This is a genomic window from Mesorhizobium sp. M1338, assembly GCF_040318045.1.
Classification (GTDB): Bacteria; Pseudomonadota; Alphaproteobacteria; order Rhizobiales; family Rhizobiaceae; genus Mesorhizobium.
The window spans coordinates 1-20,967 of record NZ_JAMYLL010000058.1 but is presented as its reverse complement, the minus strand read 5'-3'; the positions used below and the strand labels follow the sequence as shown (position 1 = coordinate 20,967).

Annotated in this window: 22 protein-coding genes; 20 read left to right on the top strand and 2 right to left on the bottom strand. The window is 61.3% G+C overall.

Going from position 1 to position 20,967, the window contains the following annotated elements; all coding sequences use genetic code 11:
- Positions 1–5 precede the first annotated feature (5 nt).
- From NKH19_RS29360 to gph, 9 genes are read left to right on the top strand one after another with little or no spacing between them, the layout of a single operon-like run.
- Positions 6–878 carry a phosphoribulokinase gene (locus tag NKH19_RS29360; protein WP_352873245.1) on the top strand — a complete coding sequence of 291 codons (873 nt, stop codon included), beginning with the start codon at positions 6–8 and terminating at the stop codon, positions 876–878.
- A gap of 10 nt (positions 879–888) precedes the next feature.
- Positions 889–2,895 carry a transketolase gene (tkt, locus tag NKH19_RS29355; RefSeq protein ID WP_352873247.1) on the top strand — a complete coding sequence of 669 codons (2,007 nt, stop codon included), beginning with the start codon at positions 889–891 and terminating at the stop codon, positions 2,893–2,895.
- An 11-nt stretch (positions 2,896–2,906) separates the two neighbouring features.
- Positions 2,907–3,986 carry a class II fructose-bisphosphate aldolase gene (fba, locus tag NKH19_RS29350; RefSeq protein WP_352873249.1) on the top strand — a complete coding sequence of 360 codons (1,080 nt, stop codon included), beginning with the start codon at positions 2,907–2,909 and terminating at the stop codon, positions 3,984–3,986.
- A gap of 35 nt (positions 3,987–4,021) precedes the next feature.
- Entirely contained in the window at positions 4,022–5,482 is a 1,461-nt protein-coding gene (locus tag NKH19_RS29345) for a form I ribulose bisphosphate carboxylase large subunit (RefSeq protein ID WP_352873250.1), read from the top strand.
- A gap of 11 nt (positions 5,483–5,493) precedes the next feature.
- Positions 5,494–5,913: a ribulose bisphosphate carboxylase small subunit gene (locus NKH19_RS29340; RefSeq protein WP_352873251.1), complete on the top strand. Its 420-nt coding sequence runs from the start codon at positions 5,494–5,496 to the stop codon at positions 5,911–5,913.
- Between the two features lie 24 nt (positions 5,914–5,937).
- The gene (gene cbbX / locus NKH19_RS29335; protein ID WP_352873253.1) at positions 5,938–6,876 is read left to right on the top strand and encodes a CbbX protein; all 939 of its coding nucleotides are present in this window, start codon (positions 5,938–5,940) and stop codon (positions 6,874–6,876) included.
- On the top strand, positions 6,873–7,559 hold the full coding sequence (gene rpe, locus NKH19_RS29330; protein ID WP_352873254.1) for a ribulose-phosphate 3-epimerase: 687 nt from the start codon (positions 6,873–6,875) through the stop codon (positions 7,557–7,559). The genes cbbX and rpe overlap by 4 nt, the downstream gene beginning before the upstream one ends.
- 22 nt (positions 7,560–7,581) lie before the next feature.
- Positions 7,582–8,139, top strand: coding sequence for a thioredoxin family protein (locus NKH19_RS29325; RefSeq protein ID WP_352873256.1), 558 nt, complete (start codon positions 7,582–7,584; stop codon positions 8,137–8,139).
- The gene (gene gph / locus NKH19_RS29320; protein ID WP_352873258.1) at positions 8,136–8,837 is read left to right on the top strand and encodes a phosphoglycolate phosphatase; all 702 of its coding nucleotides are present in this window, start codon (positions 8,136–8,138) and stop codon (positions 8,835–8,837) included. Before NKH19_RS29325 ends, gph begins: the two co-directional genes overlap by 4 nt.
- A gap of 168 nt (positions 8,838–9,005) precedes the next feature.
- On the opposite strand, the gene NKH19_RS29315 is transcribed toward gph, so the two are convergent.
- Positions 9,006–9,386 carry a c-type cytochrome gene (locus NKH19_RS29315; protein WP_352873260.1) on the bottom strand — a complete coding sequence of 127 codons (381 nt, stop codon included), beginning with the start codon at positions 9,384–9,386 and terminating at the stop codon, positions 9,006–9,008.
- Between the two features lie 543 nt (positions 9,387–9,929).
- Here NKH19_RS29315 and NKH19_RS29310 point away from each other — a divergent pair.
- From NKH19_RS29310 to NKH19_RS29300, 3 genes are read left to right on the top strand one after another with little or no spacing between them, the layout of a single operon-like run.
- Positions 9,930–10,892: an ABC transporter substrate-binding protein gene (locus NKH19_RS29310; RefSeq protein ID WP_502911064.1), complete on the top strand. Its 963-nt coding sequence runs from the start codon at positions 9,930–9,932 to the stop codon at positions 10,890–10,892.
- Complete coding sequence (locus tag NKH19_RS29305; RefSeq protein WP_502911063.1) at positions 10,889–11,716, top strand: ABC transporter permease; 828 nt, start codon at positions 10,889–10,891, stop codon at positions 11,714–11,716. Before NKH19_RS29310 ends, NKH19_RS29305 begins: the two co-directional genes overlap by 4 nt.
- On the top strand, positions 11,685–12,425 hold the full coding sequence (locus tag NKH19_RS29300) for an ABC transporter ATP-binding protein (RefSeq protein WP_352873277.1): 741 nt from the start codon (positions 11,685–11,687) through the stop codon (positions 12,423–12,425). Before NKH19_RS29305 ends, NKH19_RS29300 begins: the two co-directional genes overlap by 32 nt.
- 56 nt (positions 12,426–12,481) lie before the next feature.
- On the opposite strand, the gene NKH19_RS29295 is transcribed toward NKH19_RS29300, so the two are convergent.
- Positions 12,482–12,835: a hypothetical protein gene (locus NKH19_RS29295; RefSeq protein WP_352873262.1), complete on the bottom strand. Its 354-nt coding sequence runs from the start codon at positions 12,833–12,835 to the stop codon at positions 12,482–12,484.
- A 700-nt stretch (positions 12,836–13,535) separates the two neighbouring features.
- Here NKH19_RS29295 and NKH19_RS29290 point away from each other — a divergent pair.
- From NKH19_RS29290 to pqqE, 8 genes are all read left to right on the top strand, one after another.
- Positions 13,536–15,452, top strand: coding sequence for a methanol/ethanol family PQQ-dependent dehydrogenase (locus NKH19_RS29290; protein ID WP_352873263.1), 1,917 nt, complete (start codon positions 13,536–13,538; stop codon positions 15,450–15,452).
- Between the two features lie 156 nt (positions 15,453–15,608).
- Positions 15,609–16,133, top strand: coding sequence for a c-type cytochrome, methanol metabolism-related (locus NKH19_RS29285; RefSeq protein ID WP_352873264.1), 525 nt, complete (start codon positions 15,609–15,611; stop codon positions 16,131–16,133).
- Position 16,134: 1 nt separating this feature from the next.
- Complete coding sequence (locus NKH19_RS29280; protein WP_352873265.1) at positions 16,135–17,007, top strand: substrate-binding domain-containing protein; 873 nt, start codon at positions 16,135–16,137, stop codon at positions 17,005–17,007.
- A gap of 195 nt (positions 17,008–17,202) precedes the next feature.
- Positions 17,203–17,301, top strand: a complete 99-nt coding sequence (locus NKH19_RS33660) for a pyrroloquinoline quinone precursor peptide PqqA (RefSeq protein WP_502911062.1) — start codon at positions 17,203–17,205, stop codon at positions 17,299–17,301.
- A 150-nt stretch (positions 17,302–17,451) separates the two neighbouring features.
- Positions 17,452–18,390, top strand: coding sequence for a pyrroloquinoline quinone biosynthesis protein PqqB (gene pqqB, locus NKH19_RS29270; protein ID WP_352983351.1), 939 nt, complete (start codon positions 17,452–17,454; stop codon positions 18,388–18,390).
- On the top strand, positions 18,387–19,142 hold the full coding sequence (pqqC, locus tag NKH19_RS29265) for a pyrroloquinoline-quinone synthase PqqC (RefSeq protein ID WP_352873269.1): 756 nt from the start codon (positions 18,387–18,389) through the stop codon (positions 19,140–19,142). The genes pqqB and pqqC overlap by 4 nt, the downstream gene beginning before the upstream one ends.
- Positions 19,142–19,438, top strand: a complete 297-nt coding sequence (gene pqqD / locus NKH19_RS29260) for a pyrroloquinoline quinone biosynthesis peptide chaperone PqqD (RefSeq protein WP_352873271.1) — start codon at positions 19,142–19,144, stop codon at positions 19,436–19,438. Before pqqC ends, pqqD begins: the two co-directional genes overlap by 1 nt.
- The gene (gene pqqE / locus NKH19_RS29255; protein ID WP_352873273.1) at positions 19,435–20,574 is read left to right on the top strand and encodes a pyrroloquinoline quinone biosynthesis protein PqqE; all 1,140 of its coding nucleotides are present in this window, start codon (positions 19,435–19,437) and stop codon (positions 20,572–20,574) included. Before pqqD ends, pqqE begins: the two co-directional genes overlap by 4 nt.
- Positions 20,575–20,967: the final 393 nt, after the last annotated feature.

Here is a 20,967-nt window from a genome sequence, read left to right as displayed (position 1 = left end):
ACACCATGTCAGCCAAGCATCCCATCATCACCATCACCGGGTCGTCGGGCGCCGGCACAACCTCGGTCAAGCGCATCTTCGAGCTGATCTTCCGGCGCGAGAACATCGAGGCAGCCTTCATCGAAGGCGACGCCTTTCATCGTTATGACCGCGCGGCGATGAAGGTCGAGGTCGCCGAGAAGGAAAAGGCGGGCAACCCGAACTTCACCCACTTCCATGCCGAGGCCAACGAGTTGGAGATTCTCGAGGAGATTTTCGAGGAATATGGCCGCCGGGGAACCGGAAGGAGCCGCACCTACGTCCATGACGAGGACGAGGAGAAGCTATACGGCACACCGCCGGGGACTTTCACCGAATGGCGCGAATTCGCTCCGAGTGACCTGCTCTTCTACGAAGGCCTGCATGGCTGCGTCGTCACCGACAAGATCAACCTGGCCAGGCATGCGGACCTCAAGATTGGCGTGGTGCCGGTCATAAATCTCGAATGGATCCAGAAGATCCATCGCGACCGCGCTACGCGCGGCTATTCCACCGAGACGGTAATGGACGTGATCCTGCGCCGCATGCCGGACTATGTCCGCTACATCGTCCCGCAATTCTCGCAGACCGCGATCAACTTCCAGCGCGTGCCGATCGTCGACACCTCCAACCCGTTCATAGCGCGCTGGATTCCGACCCCCGACGAATCGATGCTTGTCATCCGCTTCGCCAATCCTCGCGGCATCGATTTCCCTTACCTGCTGTCGATGATCCACGACAGCTTCATGTCGCGGCCGAATTCCATCGTGGTGCCAGGCAACAAGCTCGACCTTGCCATGCAGCTGATCCTGACTCCGCTCATCCTGCAATTGATGGAACGCAAGAACCGTATGTCGTGAGGAGGACGCCATGAACAGCCAAGCAGCATTGAAATCTGTCGCCGCCGCCATCTCGGAGCGCGACATGGCAAACGCCATTCGCGCGCTAGCGATGGACAGCGTCCAGAAAGCGAATTCCGGACATCCAGGCATGCCGATGGGCATGGCCGACGTCGCGACCGTGCTGTTCAGCCGCTTCGTCAACATCGATCCGTCCAAGCCCGATTGGCCCGACCGCGACCGCTTCGTGCTTTCGGCCGGGCATGGCTCGATGCTGCAATATGCGCTGCACCATCTGCTCGGCTACGAAGACATGCCAATCGAGGAATTGCAGCGATTCCGTCAGCTGGGCAGCCGTACCGCCGGACATCCGGAGCATGGTCACGCACTTGGCATCGAGACGACGACCGGTCCGCTCGGGCAAGGCATTTCGACCGCCGTCGGTATGGCGCTGGCCGAGCGCATGCTTGCCGCCCGCCATGGCGCCGACCTCGTCGACCATTTTACCTACGTGATCGCTGGCGACGGCTGCCTGCAGGAAGGCATCAGTCACGAGGCGATCGACCTTGCCGGTCACCTGAAGCTCTCCCGCCTCGTCGTGTTCTGGGATGACAATGCGATCTCGATCGATGGTCCGACATCGTTGTCCACTTCGATGGATCAGCCGGCCCGTTTCAGGGCCGCCGGATGGCTTGTCGAATCGGTGGACGGCCACGACTTGGAGGCCGTCGCCGCGGCAATCGAGACCGCGCGGCACTCGGATCGGCCGTCTCTGATCGCCTGCCGCACGGTCATCGGCAAGGGTGCGCCCAACCTGGGCGGTTCGGAAAAGACGCATGGTGCGCCGCTAGGCGATGCGGAGATTGCCGCGACGCGCCAAAACATCGGCTGGGCCTACGCACCGTTCGCGGTGCCGGACGATATCCTTTCCGCATGGCGCGAGATTGCCGAGCGCGGGCAAGCAGCGCGGTGCGCCTGGGAGCGGCGGCTTGCCGCCTCGCCCAAGCGGAAGGCCTTCGAGCGCGCGATCGGCGGCAAATTGCCCGACGCGGTATTCGAGGCCCTTGGCGCCTTCCGCAGCGAGCACGTCCAGAAGGCAACAAAAGTTGCAACGCGGAAGGCCTCCGAAATGGCGCTTACCGCGATCAACGGCGCAACCGAGCTTACGGTCGGCGGCTCCGCCGATCTCACGCATTCGAATCTGACGATCACCAAAGGCATGGATCGGATAGTGCCAGGTGGTTATGCGGGCCGCTACATTCACTACGGCATCCGCGAGCACGGCATGGCCGCGGCCATGAACGGCATCGCGCTGCACGGAGGGTTCGTACCCTACGGCGGCACCTTTTTGTGCTTCGCCGACTATGCTCGCGGCGCGATGCGGCTTTCGGCGCTCATGAGCCAGCGTGTCGTCTATGTGATGACGCATGATTCCATCGGCCTTGGCGAGGACGGCCCGACCCATCAGCCGATCGAGCACCTGGCGATGTTGCGGGCGACACCGAACCTCAACGTCTTCCGTCCGGCCGACATCATCGAGACGGCGGAATGCTGGGAACTGGCGCTGAAGAGCGGGAAGCGGCCGAGCGTGCTTGTGCTCTCGCGCCAGAACCTGCCGATGCTGCGCCAGGCACACCGCCACGAGAACCTGTCCAGGCGGGGCGCTTACATCTTGCGCGAACCATCCACGCACCGCGCGGTGACACTGATCGCGACCGGCTCGGAGATCGAGATCGCCGTTGCCGCCGCCGAAAGGTTGCAGAGCGAACGCGGCATAGCCGCCGCGGTCGTCTCTATGCCTTGCTGGGAACTGTTCGAGGAACAAGATCCCGACTACCGGAAGTCGGTCCTCGGCTCTGCGCCGCGCGTCGCCGTTGAGGCGGCCGCCCGTCTCGGTTGGGACCGCTGGATCGGCGATATCGGCATCTTTGTCGGCATGACCGGCTTTGGCGCCAGTGCTCCCGCCTCGGACCTTTACCGGCATTTCGACATCACACCCGAAGCCGTCGCTGCGGCGGCGCTGAAGCTCATCATCTAAGAGGACCGACAATGGCCCGCATCACCCTTCGCCAGCTTCTCGACCATGCCGCCGAGCACGGTTACGGCGTGCCTGCATTCAACATCAACAACATGGAACAGGGCCTCGCCGTCATGGAAGCGGCCAGGGCCTGCGACGCGCCGGTAATTCTCCAGGCCTCGCGCGGCGCCCGCTCCTATGCCAACGACATCATGCTGGCCAAAATGATGGAGGCGTTGACAGAACTCCATCCGGCCATTCCGCTGTGTATCCATCAGGATCACGGCAACAGCGAAGCCACGTGCCTTTCGGCGATCCGCCACGGCTTCACCTCGGTGATGATGGACGGGTCGTTGATGGCGGACGCCAAGACCCCGGCAAGCTATGACTACAACGTCGCCATCACCGAACGCGTCGCGCGCCTGGCGCATTGGGTCGGCGCTTCCGTCGAAGGCGAGCTTGGCGTCCTCGGCTCGTTGGAAACCGGCCAGGGCGAGGCCGAGGATGGTCACGGCGCAGAGGGCACGCTATCGCACGACCAACTCCTGACGGACCCCGACCAGGCGGTCGACTTCGTGATCGCCACCCACGTCGATGCGCTGGCGATTGCCTGCGGCACCTCCCACGGTGCCTACAAGTTCACGCGCAAGCCGGATGGCGACATTCTGGCCATGCAGGTGATCGAGGCGATCCATGAGAAGCTGCCGAACACGCATCTGGTCATGCACGGTTCGTCCTCCGTGCCGCAGGAACTGCAGGACATCATCAACACCTACGGCGGCGAGATGCCCCAGACCTTCGGCGTTCCGGTCGAGGAGATCGAGCGCGGCATCCGCCACGGGGTGCGCAAGGTCAACATCGACACCGATTGCCGCATGGCCATGGCCGGGCAATTCCGTCGCGTCGCGACGCAGCATCCGGGCGAATTCGATCCGCGCAAATTCCTCAAACCCGCAATGGACGCCTTGAGCGACCTTTGCGGCGATCGTTTCGAACGCTTCGGCAGCGCGGGCAACGCCTCCAAGATCAAGGTCATCGCCATGGACGAGATGGCGAAACGCTACGCCGCGGGAAAACTCGACCCGCAAATCGCAACCGCGAAAGCCGCCTGAGCGGCGGTCCGCCAAAAAAGGAAAGGACCAGCGTCATGCCCAACAGATCAGAAACCGTGACCGGCAAGGAGCGCTACAGATCCGGTGTCATGGCATACAAGAAGATGGGCTATTGGGAGCCCGATTATGAGCCGAAGGATACCGACATAATCTCGGTGTTCAGGATCACGCCGCAGGATGGCGTCGACCCCATTGAGGCCGCGGCAGCCGTCGCCGGCGAATCCTCGACCGCGACCTGGACGGTGGTCTGGACAGACCGGTTGACGGCGACAGAAAAATACCGCGCCAAGGCCTATCGGGTCGACCCGGTACCGAACGCGCCCGGACAATATTTTGCCTACATCGCCTATGACCTCGACCTGTTCGAGCCAGGTTCGATCGCCAATCTTTCGGCGTCGATCATCGGCAACGTCTTCGGTTTCAAGCCGTTGAAGGCATTGCGGCTGGAAGACATACGTTTTCCTGTCGCATACGTAAAGACCTTCCAGGGTCCGGCGACCGGCATCGTCGTCGAGCGCGAGCGCCTCGACAAGTTCGGCCGCCCGCTGCTCGGCGCCACCGTCAAGCCGAAGCTCGGCCTTTCGGGCCGCAATTACGGCCGTGTCGTCTACGAGGCGCTGAAAGGCGGGCTCGATTTCACCAAGGACGACGAGAACATCAACTCGCAGCCCTTCATGCATTGGCGCGAGCGCTTTCTCTACTGCATGGAGGCGGTCAACAAGGCACAGGCAGAGACGGGCGAGATCAAGGGGACCTATCTCAACGTGACCGCGGCTACCATGGAGGACATGTACGAACGGGCCGACTTCGCCAAGGAACTCGGCTCCAACATCGTCATGATCGACCTCGTGATCGGCTACACGGCAATCCAGTCAATGGCGAGATGGGCGCGCAGGCACGATATGATCCTGCACCTGCATCGCGCCGGCCATTCGACCTACACACGGCAGAAGTCGCATGGCGTCTCCTTCCGCGTCATTGCCAAATGGATGCGGCTTGCCGGCGTCGACCACATCCATGCCGGCACCGTCGTCGGCAAGCTCGAAGGCGATCCCGCGACGACAAGGGGCTACTACGACGTCTGCCGCGGGAACTATAACCCGATGAAGCTGGAGAACGGCATCTTCTTCGACCAGCACTGGGCATCGCTCAACAAGCTGATGCCAGTGGCATCGGGCGGCATCCATGCCGGCCAGATGCATCAGCTCATCGATCTGCTCGGCGAAGACGTCGTGCTCCAGTTCGGCGGCGGCACTATCGGCCATCCGATGGGGATCGCGGCCGGCGCTACCGCAAACAGGGTGGCTCTCGAAGCGATGATCTTCGCCCGCAACGAGGGCCGCGACTACCTGCGGGAAGGGCCCGACATCCTCGAGCACGCCGCCCGGTCATGCCTGCCGCTGCGACAGGCGCTCGATGTCTGGAAGGACGTGACATTCAACTACGCCTCGACCGACACGCCGGACTTTGTCCCTGTGGCAACGGCGGCCGAATAAGGAGAACAGTCATGCGTATCACCCAAGGGGCCTTTTCTTTCCTGCCCGACCTGACGGACGGCCAGATCCGCGCGCAGGTGCAGTATTGCATCGACAACAGGTGGGCTGTCAGCCTCGAGTTCACCGACGATCCGCACCCGCGCAACACCTATTGGGACATGTGGGATCATCCGATGTTCGACAATCCCGACGCGGCGGGGCTGATGCTGGAGCTGAACGCATGCCGCAAGCTCTATGGCGACCGCTATATCCGGGTCGTCGCCTTCGATTCCTCGCATGGCTGGGAATCGGTCAAGCTCTCCTTCATCGTCAACCGCCCGGTAGAGGAACCCGGCTATCGGCTCGAGCGGCAGGAGAGCGCAGGCCGCATGATCCGGTACACCACCAAGCCCTATGCCGCCGACAAGCCAGCTGGAACGAGGTACGGCTGATCATCGGGACAAGAGGAGAATGCCATGTCGGCGCCAGCCTTTGCCGAAACGGAAGTGACCCAAAACGCCGTCCCTGCGGCGATCGACCTGCATGAGGAATTCGAAACTTCCGGCGTCAAGGACATCCTGACCGAGCTCGACCGTGAGCTGATCGGGCTTGCCCCGGTCAAAAGACGAATCCGCGAGACGGCGGCGCTCCTGCTGGTTGAGCGGGCGCGCCGCCGCATGGGCCTCGCCCACGAAACGCCGACACTGCATATGAGCTTCACCGGCAATCCCGGCACCGGCAAGACGACCGTCGCGCTGCGAATGGCCGACCTGCTGCATCGGCTGGGCTATATCCGCAAGGGCCATCTGGTTTCGGTTACCCGGGACGACATGGTCGGCCAGTATATCGGCCACACCGCCCCGAAGACCAAGGAGATCCTGAAGAAGGCGATGGGCGGCGTGCTGTTCATCGACGAGGCCTACTACCTCTATCGCCCCGAGAACGAACGCGATTACGGCCAGGAGGCGATCGAGATCCTGCTGCAGGTGATGGAGAACCAGCGCGACGACCTGGTGGTGATCCTCGCCGGCTACGTGCAGCGGATGGAGCGCTTCTTCGAAAGCAATCCGGGATTCCGCTCGCGCATTGCCCACCACATCGACTTTCCCGACTATTCCGACGACGAGCTTCTCAGGATCGCGGAACAAATGCTCGACCAGCAAAATTATCTGTTTGATACGAAGGCAACCGCCGCAATGGCCGACTACGTTGCACGCCGCCGCGCGCAGCCGCATTTCGCCAATGCTCGTTCGATCCGCAACGCGCTCGACCGGGCACGGCTGAGGCAGGCCAGCCGCCTGTTCGAGAGCGCCAAGGGACCTCTCGACGCAAAGACGCTGTCGACGATCTCCGCCGAGGACATTACCGCCAGCCGGGTGTTCGCGGTTGATCCAGCGGAAAGAGAAAGCAAATGACCGCAAAGACCATCATCGCCGCTTCCGTTCTGTCGTCAGATTTCTCGCGGCTTGGCGACGAGGTCGAAGCGGTCGCGCGGGCAGGCGCTGATTGGATTCATCTCGACGTGATGGATGGGCATTTCGTTCCCAACATCACCTTCGGCCCGCCGGTGATCAAGACAATCCGCGATCGAACGGATAAGGTATTCGACTGTCATCTGATGATCGCGCCGGCCGATTCCTATCTCGCTGCTTTCGCCGCTGCCGGTTGCGATATCATCACGGTGCATGCCGAGGCCGGGCCGCATCTCGACCGTTCGCTGCAGGCGATCAGGAGTCTCGGCAAGAAGGCCGGCGTGTCGCTGAATCCGTCGACGCCGGAAAGCGTCATAGAATATGTTCTCGACCGGCTCGATCTTGTGCTTTTGATGACGGTCAATCCGGGTTTCGGCGGCCAGGCCTTCATTTCAGCGGTCATCGACAAGGTCAGGCGTGTCAAAGCGCTCGTCGGCCAACGTCCCATCGACATCCAGATCGACGGTGGGGTCACGCCTGAGACAGCTCCCCTGGTCACCGCAGCCGGCGCCAATGTACTGGTCGCCGGGTCTGCCGTCTTCAAGGGCGGCACCGAGGTTGCCTATCGCGCCAATATCGGCGCGATCAGACAGGCCGCCGACGGGGCGATCCGGCGAGCCGCGTGAACCGCTTGGTTCGGAGGATGATATGGCGGCAATCCCACCTGTGTGCGATTTCGGCTGGCAAGCCGTCGATGCCGTTTTGCCCGGCACCGACGGCAAATCGCATTCGATCTTCGGCCAAGCCGGCCCCAACGGGCTGGTCGTCGCCTTCATCTGCAATCACTGCCCCTATGTGAAGGCGGTGATCTCACGCATCGTGCGCGACGCCGACGACCTCAAGGCCGAAGGGGTGGGCTTTGTCGCGCTCAACCCCAACGATGCGGACGCCTATCCGGACGATTCCTTCGACAACATGAAGCTCTTCGCCAGGGCGAACGCTTTCGCCTTCCCCTATCTCCACGACGAGTCGCAAGCGGTGGCGCACGCCTATGGAGCCGTGTGCACCCCGGATTTCTTCGGCTTCAACAGCGAGTTGACTCTGCAATATCGTGGCCGGCTGGACGCATCGCGACGGGATGCCGGCCCACCCGGCCTGAGGCGCGATCTATTCGAAGCGATGAAGCAGGTCGCTCGAACTTGTGACGGACCGCTAGACCAGATCGCTTCGATCGGCTGCTCGATCAAATGGAAGGAGGCCGCATGAACGTCGGCGCGAGCAGGCCGTTTGGGTCGAAGAGCGCGATCCTGTTCGATCTTGACGGCACGCTGATCGATTCGGCGCCCGACATAGCGGCGGCCGTCAACGAACTGTTGGCCGGCCACGACCTGCCGCCGCTGCACGTGGATCGGGTCAAGGCAATGATCGGTGGCGGCGTCAGGAAGTTGGTAGAGCAGGCTTTCGCGGCTTCCGGAGCCCCGCTTCTCGCCAGCGCGCTCGAAGAGGCCAACCGCGCCATGGCGCCGATCTACCGCAGACATCTGACCGGGCTGACGAGGCTGATGCCCGGCGTCAGGGAGATTCTCACCCGGTTCCACCTGAACGGAATAGCCATTGGCGTTGTTACCAACAAGCCGCAATTGGCCACCCGCGAAATCCTGCTGCATTTCCACTTGACTGAATATCTCGGCGCGATCGTCGGCGGAGACGCGGTGATATACCTGAAACCGGCACCCGACTCTCTGCTGATGGCGCTCGACCAGCTTGGGGTCGAACCCACCGACGCGCTGATGGTGGGAGACAGCAGCAGCGACGTTGGCGCCGCGCGCGCCGCCGGCATGCCCGTCGTTTTGCTGCGCGGCGGCTACACCCAGGTCCCCGTTGAGGAGCTTGGCGCAGATATTGTCTGCGACAGCCTGCTCGATCTGCCCGCCGCGATGCAGAGACTGCGTGCCGCCGCTTAAAGCCGCGTCGCGTCGAAACAGATTGAGGCGACGCGCTTCAAGTTTTTTGTTTTGATGCATGTGGTTCTCCCAAAACTGCTACGCACTTTTGGGGGACATGCATTGACCCGCAGCATCGACCAGGAAGATATTCGCCGACCGTTCGCAAAACGACTGGCGGCGAAGCCGTTACTTCGAGAATTGCTTGAGATAGGCGATGACATTGGCCACGTCCTTGTCGTCCTTGAGGCCGGCAAACGCCATCTTAGTGCCTTTCACCATGGCCTTTGGATCATGGAGATAGGTCGTCAGCGTTGGCTCGTCCCATTTCACACCAGATTTTCCGGCCGCAACCATAGCTTGGGAATAGCTGAATCCCGGATGCGTGCCGGCCGTACGGCCGACGACGCCGTTCAACGACGGACCGACTTTGTTCTGGTCCTTGTCCGCGACGTGACAGACCTTGCATTTCATGAAGACCTTCTCACCCGCCGCGGCATCCTGCGCTTGGGATTGGTTCGTGATGAAAGTCGCCAAGGATACGACGGCGAAAAATGCGATAGCGCGCATGGCAGTTCCTCATCGATCGACAAAGCCCCGGATGATTTGCATGCCATTGCTTTGACGAAGTCAACCGTACGAAGGTCCAGAGCAACTGTCCTTTCGGCTTTGTTGACGGCCTTTTGGCGAACGCGTAGCTTCAGGTCATTCTGGAATCCCATGGGCACCTCGGGAACCCGGTCGGGCTGAGTTTGTCCGGCTGATATTTTCCCAGGCAATGGGGCGGGCAGGATTTCGCCAGAACAGGCGTCTATGCGCGCAAGAGGTGCTGGATGAATATGGTCGACCTCATACTGACGGTTTGCCTGAGTGCCAATCCTGGCAACTGCCGAGACGAGCCTCTCTCTATTTCGGGAGCCGCGGCTCCCTGATCCAATGCATGGTCCTGCCACCCAGCCAAATCGCGAAATGGTCGCAGGCACACCCGACCTTCAAGCTCAGGCGCTGCAAATGCGCTTTCCCGACGAAAGACCGGGCGATCTGATCGGACCCCCCTGGTTTGTTGCAGTCGCGGGAGGAAACACGATGATTTCGCGGCGCGGAACGCTCCGATTGGCGGCTTTTGCAACGGCCGCGATGCTTGGCTCGCACCCCATTGCCGCATCTGCCGCGTCCAAGGTTCGCATCGGCGTGCTGAAGTTCGGTACGGTAAGCTGGGAGCTTGAAACGCTGAAAGACCACAAGTTCGACGCGACCAACGGGATCGATCTGGACGTTATCTATTTCGCCGGCGAGGATGCGACCAATGTCGCGATACTGGCCGGTGCGATCGACATGATCGTGACCGATTGGCTGTGGGTCTCGCGCCAGCGCTCGGACGGCGGCGATGTCACATTGGCCCCCTATTCGACGGCCGTCGGGGCGATCATGGTAAAGGACGCATCGCCGATGCGCACGCTCACCGATCTCAAGGGAAAGAAGATCGGCGTCGCCGGCGGGGCCCTCGATAAGAGCTGGCTGCTGATACAGGCGCTGGCCAGACGCGATCACGGCCTCGACCTGCCGGCGATCAGCGACGTCGTCTTCGGCGCGCCGCCGCTGATTTCGGAAAAGGCGATTCAGGGTGAACTCGATGCGGTGCTCAATTTCTGGCATTTTTGCGCCCGCCTCGAGGCGAACGGCTTTCGCCGGCTGATCGGCGCCGAAGATGCCGAGAAGGCGCTCGGAGCGTCGGGCCCGGTGTCCGCGCTTGGCTATGTATTCCACGAAAAATGGGCTGACGAAAATCCGCAAGCCGTCCGCGGCTTCCTCAAGGCTTCCGCGCGGGCCAAGGATCTGCTGGCTAGGTCCGACGAAGAATGGCAGCGGCTTGCGCCCGTTGTCCGCGGGGAAGGCAAGGAACTGGCAAAGCTGCGCGACCGCTATCGCGAGGGCATCCCCAGGCGGCCGGTCGCCAAGGAAGCGGCCGATGCCGGCAGGCTCTATCATGTGCTGGCCGGGATCGGTGGCGAAAAGCTGGTCGGCAGCGCGCCGGAGATGGCGCCGGGCACGTTCTGGCAGGAGCCGGCGAAATGACCGCGACAGAGCCCGGCGATCGCACGCCTGGCGACTTGGCCGACATTTCCAGCCGTGCCGGCCCTCGAGCGATGCTGATACCTGCGTTGACGGTGACGGCCTCCCTGCTCGGGCTTTGCCTGCTGTGGGGCCTGGCGGCGAATGGCTGGCCGAACCGTGCCTTTCCGGGTCCGGGACAGGTCTGGCAGGTATTGCTGAGAGAGGCGGCGACCGGCGACCTTTTCTATCATCTCGGCGCAACCCTCGGCCGGGTTGCCGCGGCATACGTCGTCGCGATGATTTTCGGATCTGTCATCGGCGTTCTCCTCGGCAGCTACCGTGGCGCGGACCGGTTCTTCAGTCCCTGGATAATCCTGTTCCTCAACATCCCCGCGCTGGTAGTCATTGTGCTGGCCTACATCTGGTTCGGCCTCAACGAGGTGGCGGCAATAGGCGCGGTTGCCGTGAACAAGATCCCGAATGTCGTCGTGACCATTCGCGAGGGCGCCAGGGCGCTTGACCCCAGTTACGCCGAAATGGCGGCTGTCTACCGATTCGGTCCCCTCGATCGCGTTCGCCATATCCTGCTGCCGCAGTTGCAGCCCTATCTAGCTGCGGCCTCGCGTTCGGGAATCGCCCTCATCTGGAAGATCGTTCTGGTGGTCGAACTGCTCGGTCGCTCCAATGGTGTCGGCTTCCAGATCTATCTTTATTTCCAGCTTTTCGAAGTCGCTGCCATTCTCGCCTACACGCTGGCGTTCGTGGCGGTGATGCTTGTCATCGAACTTCTTCTGGTGCAGCCCGTTGAACGACATGCAACCCGTTGGCGCCGTCGCCCCGCTTAGGGTCGACATTACCGAAAAGACCTTCAGATCCGCGCAAGGCGTCTCGGTCACGGCGCTCAAAGACCTTTCCTTCGAAGTCCGGCAAGGCGAATTCGCTTGTTTGCTCGGACCATCGGGATGCGGCAAGACCACGGCGCTGCGTATCCTGCTTGGGCTCGACAGGCAGTTTTCCGGCTCTTTTCAGCTGCCTGAAGGCGGCTCGAACCGCATAGCCGCCGTGTTCCAGGAACCCACCCTGCTGCCCTGGCGGACGGTTGAGCAGAATGTCAGGCTGGCGTTGCCGAAAGAACTGCGAACGAAAAATCTCGACGGGCTGTTTGACACCCTCGGTCTCGCCGGCATGCGCTCGCTCTATCCGGCGGAGCTTTCACTTGGCCTTGCGCGAAGGGCAGCACTTGCGAGGGCCTTCGCGACCGAACCGGCGGTGCTTTTCCTGGACGAGCCCTTCGTCTCGCTCGATGGGCGGACCGCCGAGCAGCTGCGGCACCTGCTTCTTGCGGTATGGTCGGCCAGGCCTACTACCGCCCTGATGGTGACGCACAACCTGATCGAGGCCCTGGCGCTGTCGGATCGCATCATCGTGCTCGCGCCACGGCCCGCGCATGTGCTCGGCATTTTTGACGTAAGGCCGCCCTGGCAATGCCGCAGCCCAGAGGCGATAAGCGACCTTTTGCGGTCGTTCCATCGGAAATTTCCAGGCGTGATCTGATCGCCCAGCATCGGGCGGGAATGCCCTTGAAGGGGCCCTCGAACAGCCGATGCATATCAAAAGCAACGCACGTCGGCTTCCGCCTGGGCCCGCTTCAACTCCGTTCGCGCGGCTTTTGCCGGTGCGCTTTCACGAAACAGGCCGGCATTCTCGCCTGTCGTCAGAGACATGCTCTTGAAGGTCTCGGCCCTTTCATAATGCTCGTAAGGGAGGATCGAGGCGATGACATCGATCGAGCAGGAACAACTCTCCAAGGCCTGACGTGTCTGTCCGTTTGTCCGCATGCAGCCGAGCACATAATCGACAATCGTCACCGTCGGGTAGTCTCCCGCAGCACCGGCTGGGTTCGCAAAGACCATAGTTGACGAAAAAAGCAGCGGCAGGATCGAAAATCCACCATATCTGACCATGAGAAATCTTCTCCTGTTGCCTGGCGCGAGGAAGCGAGGCAGCGAGGCAGCGCCATCGCGGCCAGTTGGCGACATGCCGCAAGGCCCGTCAACCTCCAACCGCCTCCATATAGGACCAAAGGAGGAATGCCCTGCCCATCGACAACAGCGCTTCGGGGCGACCCCATGACCCACCCCGCACCTGTCTTCTTGCGGTATGCTGACACCTCGCTTACTACTGGTGGACAAAGCCGGCTTCGCCGAGAAGTTTGGTGAAAATATGCCTAAATAAGAGGCAATCTCAGCATACCGTCAATACGTACAGATAAGAGTTTTATACGTATCGGGGCCGCCTTTAAGCCATTTTGGCCGCTAATCATCGGGCAGCGATTCTAGCTACATCTTTATATTGCATCGCAACATAATGATGCCGCACACGCAAGATTCCGACGGGTTTTTCCTTGCCTGCCATTTTGTAATGACATAGCCTTACCTCATTTCCGGCTTCAAGGACGTCGCCATAATTAGGGAATGGCGGCAGTCTTTCGTAGACCAACTGGGCGGGTAAGGGCTAGACTGTTTGGTTAGAGGTTAAAAACACCTCTGCTGGTTGAGTCTAGGTCGTGACACGCTGCCGGAAATACTTCCCAAACTGAATCGCTTGTTGAGGCCTTTGCGGGCTTAACAATCGATTTCCCGTTGTGAACCTGGGAGGATTGTGATGCGCGCACTTATACAAGCTACCTACATCGTAACGGCCTCTGCGCTGCTGCCGTTCGGTGCGCTCTATACGGCGTCAGCCAACGAAGAGCTCGCGAAAATGGCCAAAAACCCGAAAGACTGGGTGATGCAGACGGGTGATTACGCCAATACCCGTTATTCCCCGCTCAAGCAGATCACCAAGGAGAACGTGAAGAACCTGCAGGTCAAGTGGACATTCTCGACCGGCGTGCTGCGCGGCCATGAGGGCGGACCGCTGATTGTCGGCGATGTGATGTATGTGCACACGCCGTTCCCGAACACGATCTACGCTCTCGATCTCAGCAAGGACGGAAAGATCCTCTGGAAGTACGAGCCCAAGCAGGACACGAACGTTATTGCGATCATGTGCTGCGACACCGTCAATCGCGGCGTTGCCTACGCACCTGCCGATGGCGACCGCCCGGCGATGATCGTTCTCAATCAGGCTGACACCAACGTTGTTGCGCTCGATGCCAAGACCGGAAAGCTTATCTGGTCAGCCAAGAACGGCGACGAGATCAATGGTGGAAAGGGCGAATCCGGCACGTCAGCGCCCGTCGTCATCAAGGACAAGGTTCTCGTCGGTGTCTCCGGCGCCGAATACGGCGTCCGCGGCTGGATAACCGCATACAATCTCAAGGACGGCAAGCTCGCTTGGAAGGCTTATTCGGAAGGTCCGGATGCAGACACGTTGATCGATCCCGACAAGACCACCCAGCTCGGCAAGCCGGTAGGAAAGGACTCCGGCACCAATACCTGGGAAGGCGAACAGTGGAAGACGGGCGGCGGCACGACATGGGGCTGGTATTCCTATGATCCCAAGCTGAACCTCGTCTACTACGGCACTGGCAATCCCTCGACGTGGAATCCGGTCCAGCGCCCCGGAGACAATCGCTGGTCGATGACCATCTTCGCCCGCGATGCCGACACCGGCATGGCCAAATGGGTCTACCAGATGACCCCGCACGATGAATGGGACTATGACGGCGTCAACGAGATGATCCTCGTCGACGACATGGAGATCAAAGGCAAAAAGCATGATGTGCTGGTGCATTTCGACCGCAACGGTTTCGCCTACACCATGGATCGCGCCAACGGCGAGCTTCTCGTCGCCAACAAGTATGATCCGGCGGTGAACTGGGCCACCAAGATCAACATGGACCCCAAGAGCGACAAGTACGGTCGTCCAGAGGTCGTTGCGAAATACTCTCCCCAGGCGAACGGTGAAGATACGAACACCACCGGTATCTGCCCCGCGGCGCTGGGAACGAAGGACCAGCAGCCGGCGACCTACTCGCCGAAGACGGGCCTGTTCTACGTGCCGACCAACCATGTCTGCATGGACTACGAGCCTTACAAGGTCAGCTACACGGCCGGCCAGGCTTATGTGGGCTCTACTGTGTCGATGTATCCCGCACCGGGCGGCGAGAGCATGGGCAACCTGATCGCCTGGGACGCCGCGAAGGGCGAGATCGTCTGGTCGAAGCCCGAGCAGTTCTCGGTGTGGTCCGGGGCACTCGCGACGGCCGGCGACGTGGTCTTCTACGGCACGCTCGAAGGCTACCTCAAGGCGGTCGATAAGAACGGCAAGGAACTCTATAAGTTCAAGACCCCATCCGGCATCATCGGCAACGTCACGCCCTTCGAGCACGACGGCAAGCAGTACATCGCCGTTCTGTCGGGCGTCGGCGGCTGGGCCGGCATCGGTCTGGCAGGCGGATTGCTTTCGCCCGACCAAGCCGCAGCCTGGCACGGCGCCATCGATCAGGGCCGGGCGCAAGGCGACCAGAACACAGTTGTAGGCACGGCCGGTCTGGGCGCTGTCGGCGGCTATGCTGCACTTGCAGACTACACCACGCTGGGTGGCCAGCTGACCGTCTTCGGTCTTCCCGATTGACATCCGGGAGGGCTCGGAGAGCGACGGCCTGAAATATGAGAGCCCGGATCACCTGGAGGGACTTCCGGGCTCTCGATTTGCCGCTCACCCGAAACATCCATCAGTGTCCTCGCGACGGCACAACCTTTGTCCTTGGCAAAATAAGGAAGCGTCTGAATGTCTTCTCGCATTGCAATTTCCATTCTCGCCGTCGCTCTTCTCACTCTCGCCAGCTCAACTCTGGTGCGGGCCGAAGACAGTGCCGAAAAGGCCAAGGCGGTGAAGAACGACGGCGGCAAGTATTTGGACGCGGATGGAAACCCAACCTACAAGATAGAAAACGGAACGGTGGACTGGTACACGTTCAGTGGTTACCGCCGCTATCACTCGGACTGCCATGTCTGCCACGGACAAGACGGCACCGGCTCGAGCTATGCGCCGGCCCTGGCCAACAGCCTGAAAAACATCGACTACCCCACCTTCCTCTCGATCGTGGCCCAGGGCCGCAAGAATACCGGCAACGGCAAGGAAAACGTCATGCCTGCCTTCGGCGACAACAAGAACGTCTATTGCTACCTGGACGATCTTTACGTCTATCTGCGCGCACGCGCCGACGGCGCGGCGCCGCGCGGCAGGCCACCCAAGCACGAAGACAAGCCCAAGGCGGCGAAGGATGCCGAAGCATCCTGCATGGGGGGATGACATGACCGGCGGCGTTGCATCGAAGCTGCGCGTAATCCTGCCGATCCTCGGAGCGCTTGCCATGTTGCCGTCGAGCGCCGGGGCGCAGGGCGCCGGTCTCGGCGCTGCCGGAGAGCTGGTCGATCCCGACATCCTGCGCGTCTGCGCCGATCCTTCGAACATGCCATTCACCGACCAGAGCGGCCAGGGCTTCGAAAACAAGCTGGCTGAGCTCGTTGCAAGGAAGACAGGGCGGAAGACGGTCGCCTACACATGGTTTCCGACCGTCATCGGCTTCGTGCGCAACACGCTTGCTGCCAACCGATGCGATGTCATCATGGGCTATGCCCAAGGTGATGAGCTGGTGCAGAACACCAATGCCTACTATCGCTCCTCCTACGTGCTCGTGCATCCGAAGGACGACGACCTCGAGAGCGTCGAGACGATCGAGGATCCGAAACTCGCCGGCAAGAGGATAGGTGTCGTCGAACGCACGCCGCCAACTGCCAACATGGCCGCCAACAAACTCTTGCGAACGGCAAAAATCTACCCGCTGGCGGTCGACACGCGCGTCACCCCGTCGATGGGAGAGGTTGTGCTCAAGGACATGCTCGCCGGCAAGATCGATGCCGCGATCCTGTGGGGACCAATGGCAGGCTACTACGCCAAGCAACTCAACGCGAACGTTACGATCGTCCCCCTGGTCAAGGAAAAGACCGGTTCGCGCATGTCCTACCGCATTACCATGGGAGTACGTCCATCCGACCAGGAATGGAAGCGTACGCTCAACAAGGTGATCCGAGAAAACCAGGCAGAGATCAACAAGCTGCTGCTAGACTACAACGTCCCGCTGATCGACGAACATGACAACCCTATCACGGCGACGCCGGGGTGAGCTTGATCGGCATCAGCGGGAGAGAGGAGGGAAGGAACTGACCTTTGAGGTTGCTTTATTGCTTTGTTTTTTGGCTGTTTGAGTACCCAATCTTTCATTTGTCCATTTGTGAGGTAATGGACGAGCCATTGCATCGCCCGCAATGGCGCCAACGATATGACCGGCCCCTTCGGGCTGGCAGAAGAGGAGAATGCAATGAAGAAGAAGAACTGGAAGAAACCCACCATGTGCCAGGTGGCTGCGGGCTTCGAAATTTCGCGGTATCTGCCTGCTGAAATTCCTCCCAGGAAGTAGGCCGCAAAGGTGCGTGTCCTTGGCAACAGGGGCATGCACCTCCTTGCCGCGTGAGATCTTCGCGACGGCTTTGCGCGGAAAACGCGGGCGCGAAACCTTTTGCAGCGAGGATTTCCTGCCGCTCGGATGGGCTGCGGAGCGGGCATCATCATGCACGTGAAGATCATCGGATCGGCGGCGGGGGGCGGCTTTCCGCAATGGAACTGCAACTATCGCCTGAGCCGCGCAGCTCGCGCCGGGATGTCCGGCGTGCATTCACGAACCCAATCATGCATTGCCGCGTCGGCGGACGGGACAGGCTGGGTTCTCTTCAACGCTTCGCCCGACATTCGCCAGCAGATTGCGCAGACGCCTGACCTGCAGCCCGCAGCCGAGGCGCCGCTGCGCTCGACGCCTATCCGCGCGGTGGTGCTGACCAACGCCGATATAGACCATATCGCCGGCCTGCTCAGCCTGCGTGAACGACAGCCCTTCGCCGTCTATGCGACCGCACAGGTGCTGGCGACGCTGGAGGCGAATTCGATTTTCAGCGTTCTCGATCCGGCGATCGTGCCGCGACGCCTCCTGGCGCCAATGGGAGAACTGGCGATCTGCGATGCGGGCGGCCGTGAGACCGGTGTGGTCGTTGACGTCTTCCCCGTGCCCGGGAAGATCGCGCTCTATCTCGAGCAAAGTGGCGATCCCAGCGCCGATTTCAGCTCCGAAACGGGCGACACGATTGGAGTGCGCATCACCGGGGCCGGCAGTCGTGACGCGGCCTTCTACATCCCGGGCTGCGCGCGCATCGATGCCGCCCTGCGCACGCGTCTGGCCGATGCCGCCTGCCTTCTGTTCGACGGCACCCTCTACACAGACGACGAGATGATCGCTGCCCAGGTCGGCCAGAAAACCGGCGCGCGCATGGGGCACATCGCAATGTCTGGAGAAGCAGGTTCGATTGCCGGTCTGGCCGATGTGAAGATCGGCCGCCGAATCTTCGTCCATATCAACAACACCAATCCTGTTCTCGACGAGAATTCCGCCGAACACGCGGCGGTCAAAGCGGCTGGCTGGGAAGTCGCCAGCGATGGAATGGAGCTGGAATTTTGAGCGATTTCCAACACGCGGCCAGAGATGGCCTGTCCAAGAGCGAGCTCGAGGCCTTGCTGCGGCAGATCGGTGCAGAGCGCTATCACAACCACCATCCTTTCCACCACAGAATGACCAGTGGCGCCCTGTCGAAGGCCGAGATGCAGGCCTGGGCGTTGAACCGGTATTGCTATCAGGCCGTCATTCCGCGCAAGGACGCCATGATCCTGGCACATGCCGTGGATCCGGCGTTTCGCGCCGCCTGGCGCAAACGCATCGAGGACCATGACGGCGAGGACGGCTGGAGCGGCGGCATAGCGCGCTGGTTGCATCTGGCCATCTCGCTCGGGCTCGATGCCGAAGCCGTCAAGAGCGAACGGCTGGCGCTGCCGGCGACCCGTTTCGCCGTCGGCGCCTACCTTTCCTTCTGCACGAACCGGACGCTGCTGGAGGCGGTCGCATCGTCGCTGACCGAAATGTTCTCGCCGCTCATCATCGGCGAGCGTGTGCCGGCAATGCTGGCCAAATATGATTACGTCACCGAGGATACGCTCGCCTATTTCAGCCGGCGGCCCGAACAGGCAGCGCGTGATGCCGACTTCGCCCTCGCCTACGTGCTCGGCCATGCCGATACGGCCGAACGCCAGCAACAGGCGATCGATGCACTGGTGTTCAAATGCGATATACTGTGGGCCATGCTCGACGCGCTTCAGCATGCCTATGGCGGGTCGGGAAATATACCGCCCGGCGCCTTCCGCCCGAAGGCAACCTGATGAGGGCGCTGCGCGAAAAAGCCATCGCGTCGTTGCGATCGGTGCCATCCCTGCCGAAGCACGTGCGCATACAGTACGACCCCGTGCGACAGGCCTTCGCCGTGCTTTCGCCGGAGAAGGTATTCTGGCCCAACGAAATCAGTCTCGACATATTGCGCCGATGCGACGGGCGATCCACGGTCGGCCACATCATCGCCGATCTTGCCGCCGATTATGACGCAGAACAGGAAGTCGTGGCGGCGGACGTCATCGCCTTCCTGCAGGAATGGTCGGACAAGCTGCTGGTGAAGCTATGAGTGAGCCCATTCTCCCTCCGATTGGCATGCTGGCGGAACTGACGCATCGCTGCCCGCTGCAGTGCCCTTATTGTTCCAATCCGCTCGAATTGCTGAAGGCCAATCGCGAGCTCGACACGCAGACCTGGCTCGATCTCTTCTCGCAGGCCGCCGATCTCGGCGTTCTGCAGGTGCATCTATCCGGCGGCGAGCCGACGCTGCGCCGCGACCTCGAACAATTGATCGCCGGTCTTTCGGCGCGCGGTGTGTATACCAACCTCATCACCGCCGGCATCAACATTGCCGAAGGCCGCCTCGAGGCCTTTGCCGAAGCCGGTCTCGACCATCTGCAGCTAAGTTTTCAGGGTGCCCGTTCGGCGACCACCGACCGTATCGGCAACCACCGGGGCAGCCATGAAAAGAAGCTGGAGACGGCACGCCAGGCCCGCGCGGCCGGGCTGCCACTCACCATTAATGCGCCGATCCATCGTCACAACATCGAGCAAGTACCGGAGTTCATCGATCTTGCCCTCTCGCTGGGCGCGGAGCGGCTCGAGATCGCCAACGTACAGTATGCCGGCTGGGCGCTGGCCAATCGTGATTGGCTGATGCCCGAACGTGCCGCGGTCGACCGGCAGGCGGAGATCGTCGCGGCGGCGCAGCAACGGCATGCCAGCATCATCAACATCGACTTTGTCCCGCCGGACTATTTTGCCATCTATCCAAAGCCGTGCATGGGCGGCTGGGCGCGAGACGCCTTCATGGTGACGCCCGACGGCACCGTGCTGCCGTGCCACGCCGCGCAGACGGTTCCTTCGCTCCGCTTCGAACGCTTCGGAACGCGCTCGCTCGCCGAGATCTGGACCGATTCGCCGGCGTTCAATGCCTTCCGCGGGACCGAATGGATGCAAGAGCCATGCCGAAGCTGCGAGCGGCGCGAGATCGATTGGGGCGGCTGCAGATGTCAGGCAATGGCGATTGCCGGCGATGCCGCCGCAACGGATCCGGTCTGCATCAAGTCTCCGATCCACGCTCGCATGGCCATGCTCATCGAAGAAACGCAACACACCGTGGCAAATACTGCGTCGGACGAAGCTTTCATCTATCGTCGGATAGGAGTTGGCTCGGAACAAGAGCAGTGCAAGAGTGTTCGCTAGCCTTGTTTCCGTCCATGACGCTTCTTTTTGCGAACATTTGCAACCACCCCTAGCAATCCAATATCGAGGCCTTCACGGCTTGGATGAGATCGATGACGAAATGTGGCCACCACCATGCCATCGCGGAGGTTGCAATTCGAGAAGAGCGCGGGCCCACCAGCGATGAGTTTGAGGCGTCCGCCTGGACGCCGAGATCCTTTTGCGGTCAGTTCGGGTTGCGCAAAATTCGTGCGGATTTGGCATAGAGCAAAGAGGCGCGACCTCATTGCGGCTAGTACCTGTGCACAGAGGATTCGACGGGTTGGATAGGTTGTAGCCGGGGCAGGCTATCGGGTTTGACGAGCAGTTCGATGCTGCGCGCGAGGCCGGGTTGCCTGCGGATCAACCCGCCGC

Bases quoted from the DNA above. Each gene is read 5' to 3' on its own strand.
- NKH19_RS29360 (WP_352873245.1), top strand. From the start codon at position 6: ATGTCAGCCAAGCATCCCATCATCACCATCACCGGGTCGTCGGGCGCC.
- tkt (WP_352873247.1), top strand. From the start codon at position 889: ATGAACAGCCAAGCAGCATTGAAATCTGTCGCCGCCGCCATCTCGGAG.
- fba (WP_352873249.1), top strand. From the start codon at position 2,907: ATGGCCCGCATCACCCTTCGCCAGCTTCTCGACCATGCCGCCGAGCAC.
- NKH19_RS29345 (WP_352873250.1), top strand. From the start codon at position 4,022: ATGCCCAACAGATCAGAAACCGTGACCGGCAAGGAGCGCTACAGATCC.
- NKH19_RS29340 (WP_352873251.1), top strand. From the start codon at position 5,494: ATGCGTATCACCCAAGGGGCCTTTTCTTTCCTGCCCGACCTGACGGAC.
- cbbX (WP_352873253.1), top strand. From the start codon at position 5,938: ATGTCGGCGCCAGCCTTTGCCGAAACGGAAGTGACCCAAAACGCCGTC.
- rpe (WP_352873254.1), top strand. From the start codon at position 6,873: ATGACCGCAAAGACCATCATCGCCGCTTCCGTTCTGTCGTCAGATTTC.
- NKH19_RS29325 (WP_352873256.1), top strand. From the start codon at position 7,582: ATGGCGGCAATCCCACCTGTGTGCGATTTCGGCTGGCAAGCCGTCGAT.
- gph (WP_352873258.1), top strand. From the start codon at position 8,136: ATGAACGTCGGCGCGAGCAGGCCGTTTGGGTCGAAGAGCGCGATCCTG.
- NKH19_RS29315 (WP_352873260.1), bottom strand. From the start codon at position 9,386: ATGCGCGCTATCGCATTTTTCGCCGTCGTATCCTTGGCGACTTTCATC.
- NKH19_RS29305 (WP_502911063.1), top strand. From the start codon at position 10,889: ATGACCGCGACAGAGCCCGGCGATCGCACGCCTGGCGACTTGGCCGAC.
- NKH19_RS29300 (WP_352873277.1), top strand. From the start codon at position 11,685: ATGCAACCCGTTGGCGCCGTCGCCCCGCTTAGGGTCGACATTACCGAA.
- NKH19_RS29295 (WP_352873262.1), bottom strand. From the start codon at position 12,835: ATGGTCAGATATGGTGGATTTTCGATCCTGCCGCTGCTTTTTTCGTCA.
- NKH19_RS29290 (WP_352873263.1), top strand. From the start codon at position 13,536: ATGCGCGCACTTATACAAGCTACCTACATCGTAACGGCCTCTGCGCTG.
- NKH19_RS29285 (WP_352873264.1), top strand. From the start codon at position 15,609: ATGTCTTCTCGCATTGCAATTTCCATTCTCGCCGTCGCTCTTCTCACT.
- NKH19_RS29280 (WP_352873265.1), top strand. From the start codon at position 16,135: ATGACCGGCGGCGTTGCATCGAAGCTGCGCGTAATCCTGCCGATCCTC.
- NKH19_RS33660 (WP_502911062.1), top strand. From the start codon at position 17,203: ATGAAGAAGAAGAACTGGAAGAAACCCACCATGTGCCAGGTGGCTGCG.
- pqqB (WP_352983351.1), top strand. From the start codon at position 17,452: ATGCACGTGAAGATCATCGGATCGGCGGCGGGGGGCGGCTTTCCGCAA.
- pqqD (WP_352873271.1), top strand. From the start codon at position 19,142: ATGAGGGCGCTGCGCGAAAAAGCCATCGCGTCGTTGCGATCGGTGCCA.
- pqqE (WP_352873273.1), top strand. From the start codon at position 19,435: ATGAGTGAGCCCATTCTCCCTCCGATTGGCATGCTGGCGGAACTGACG.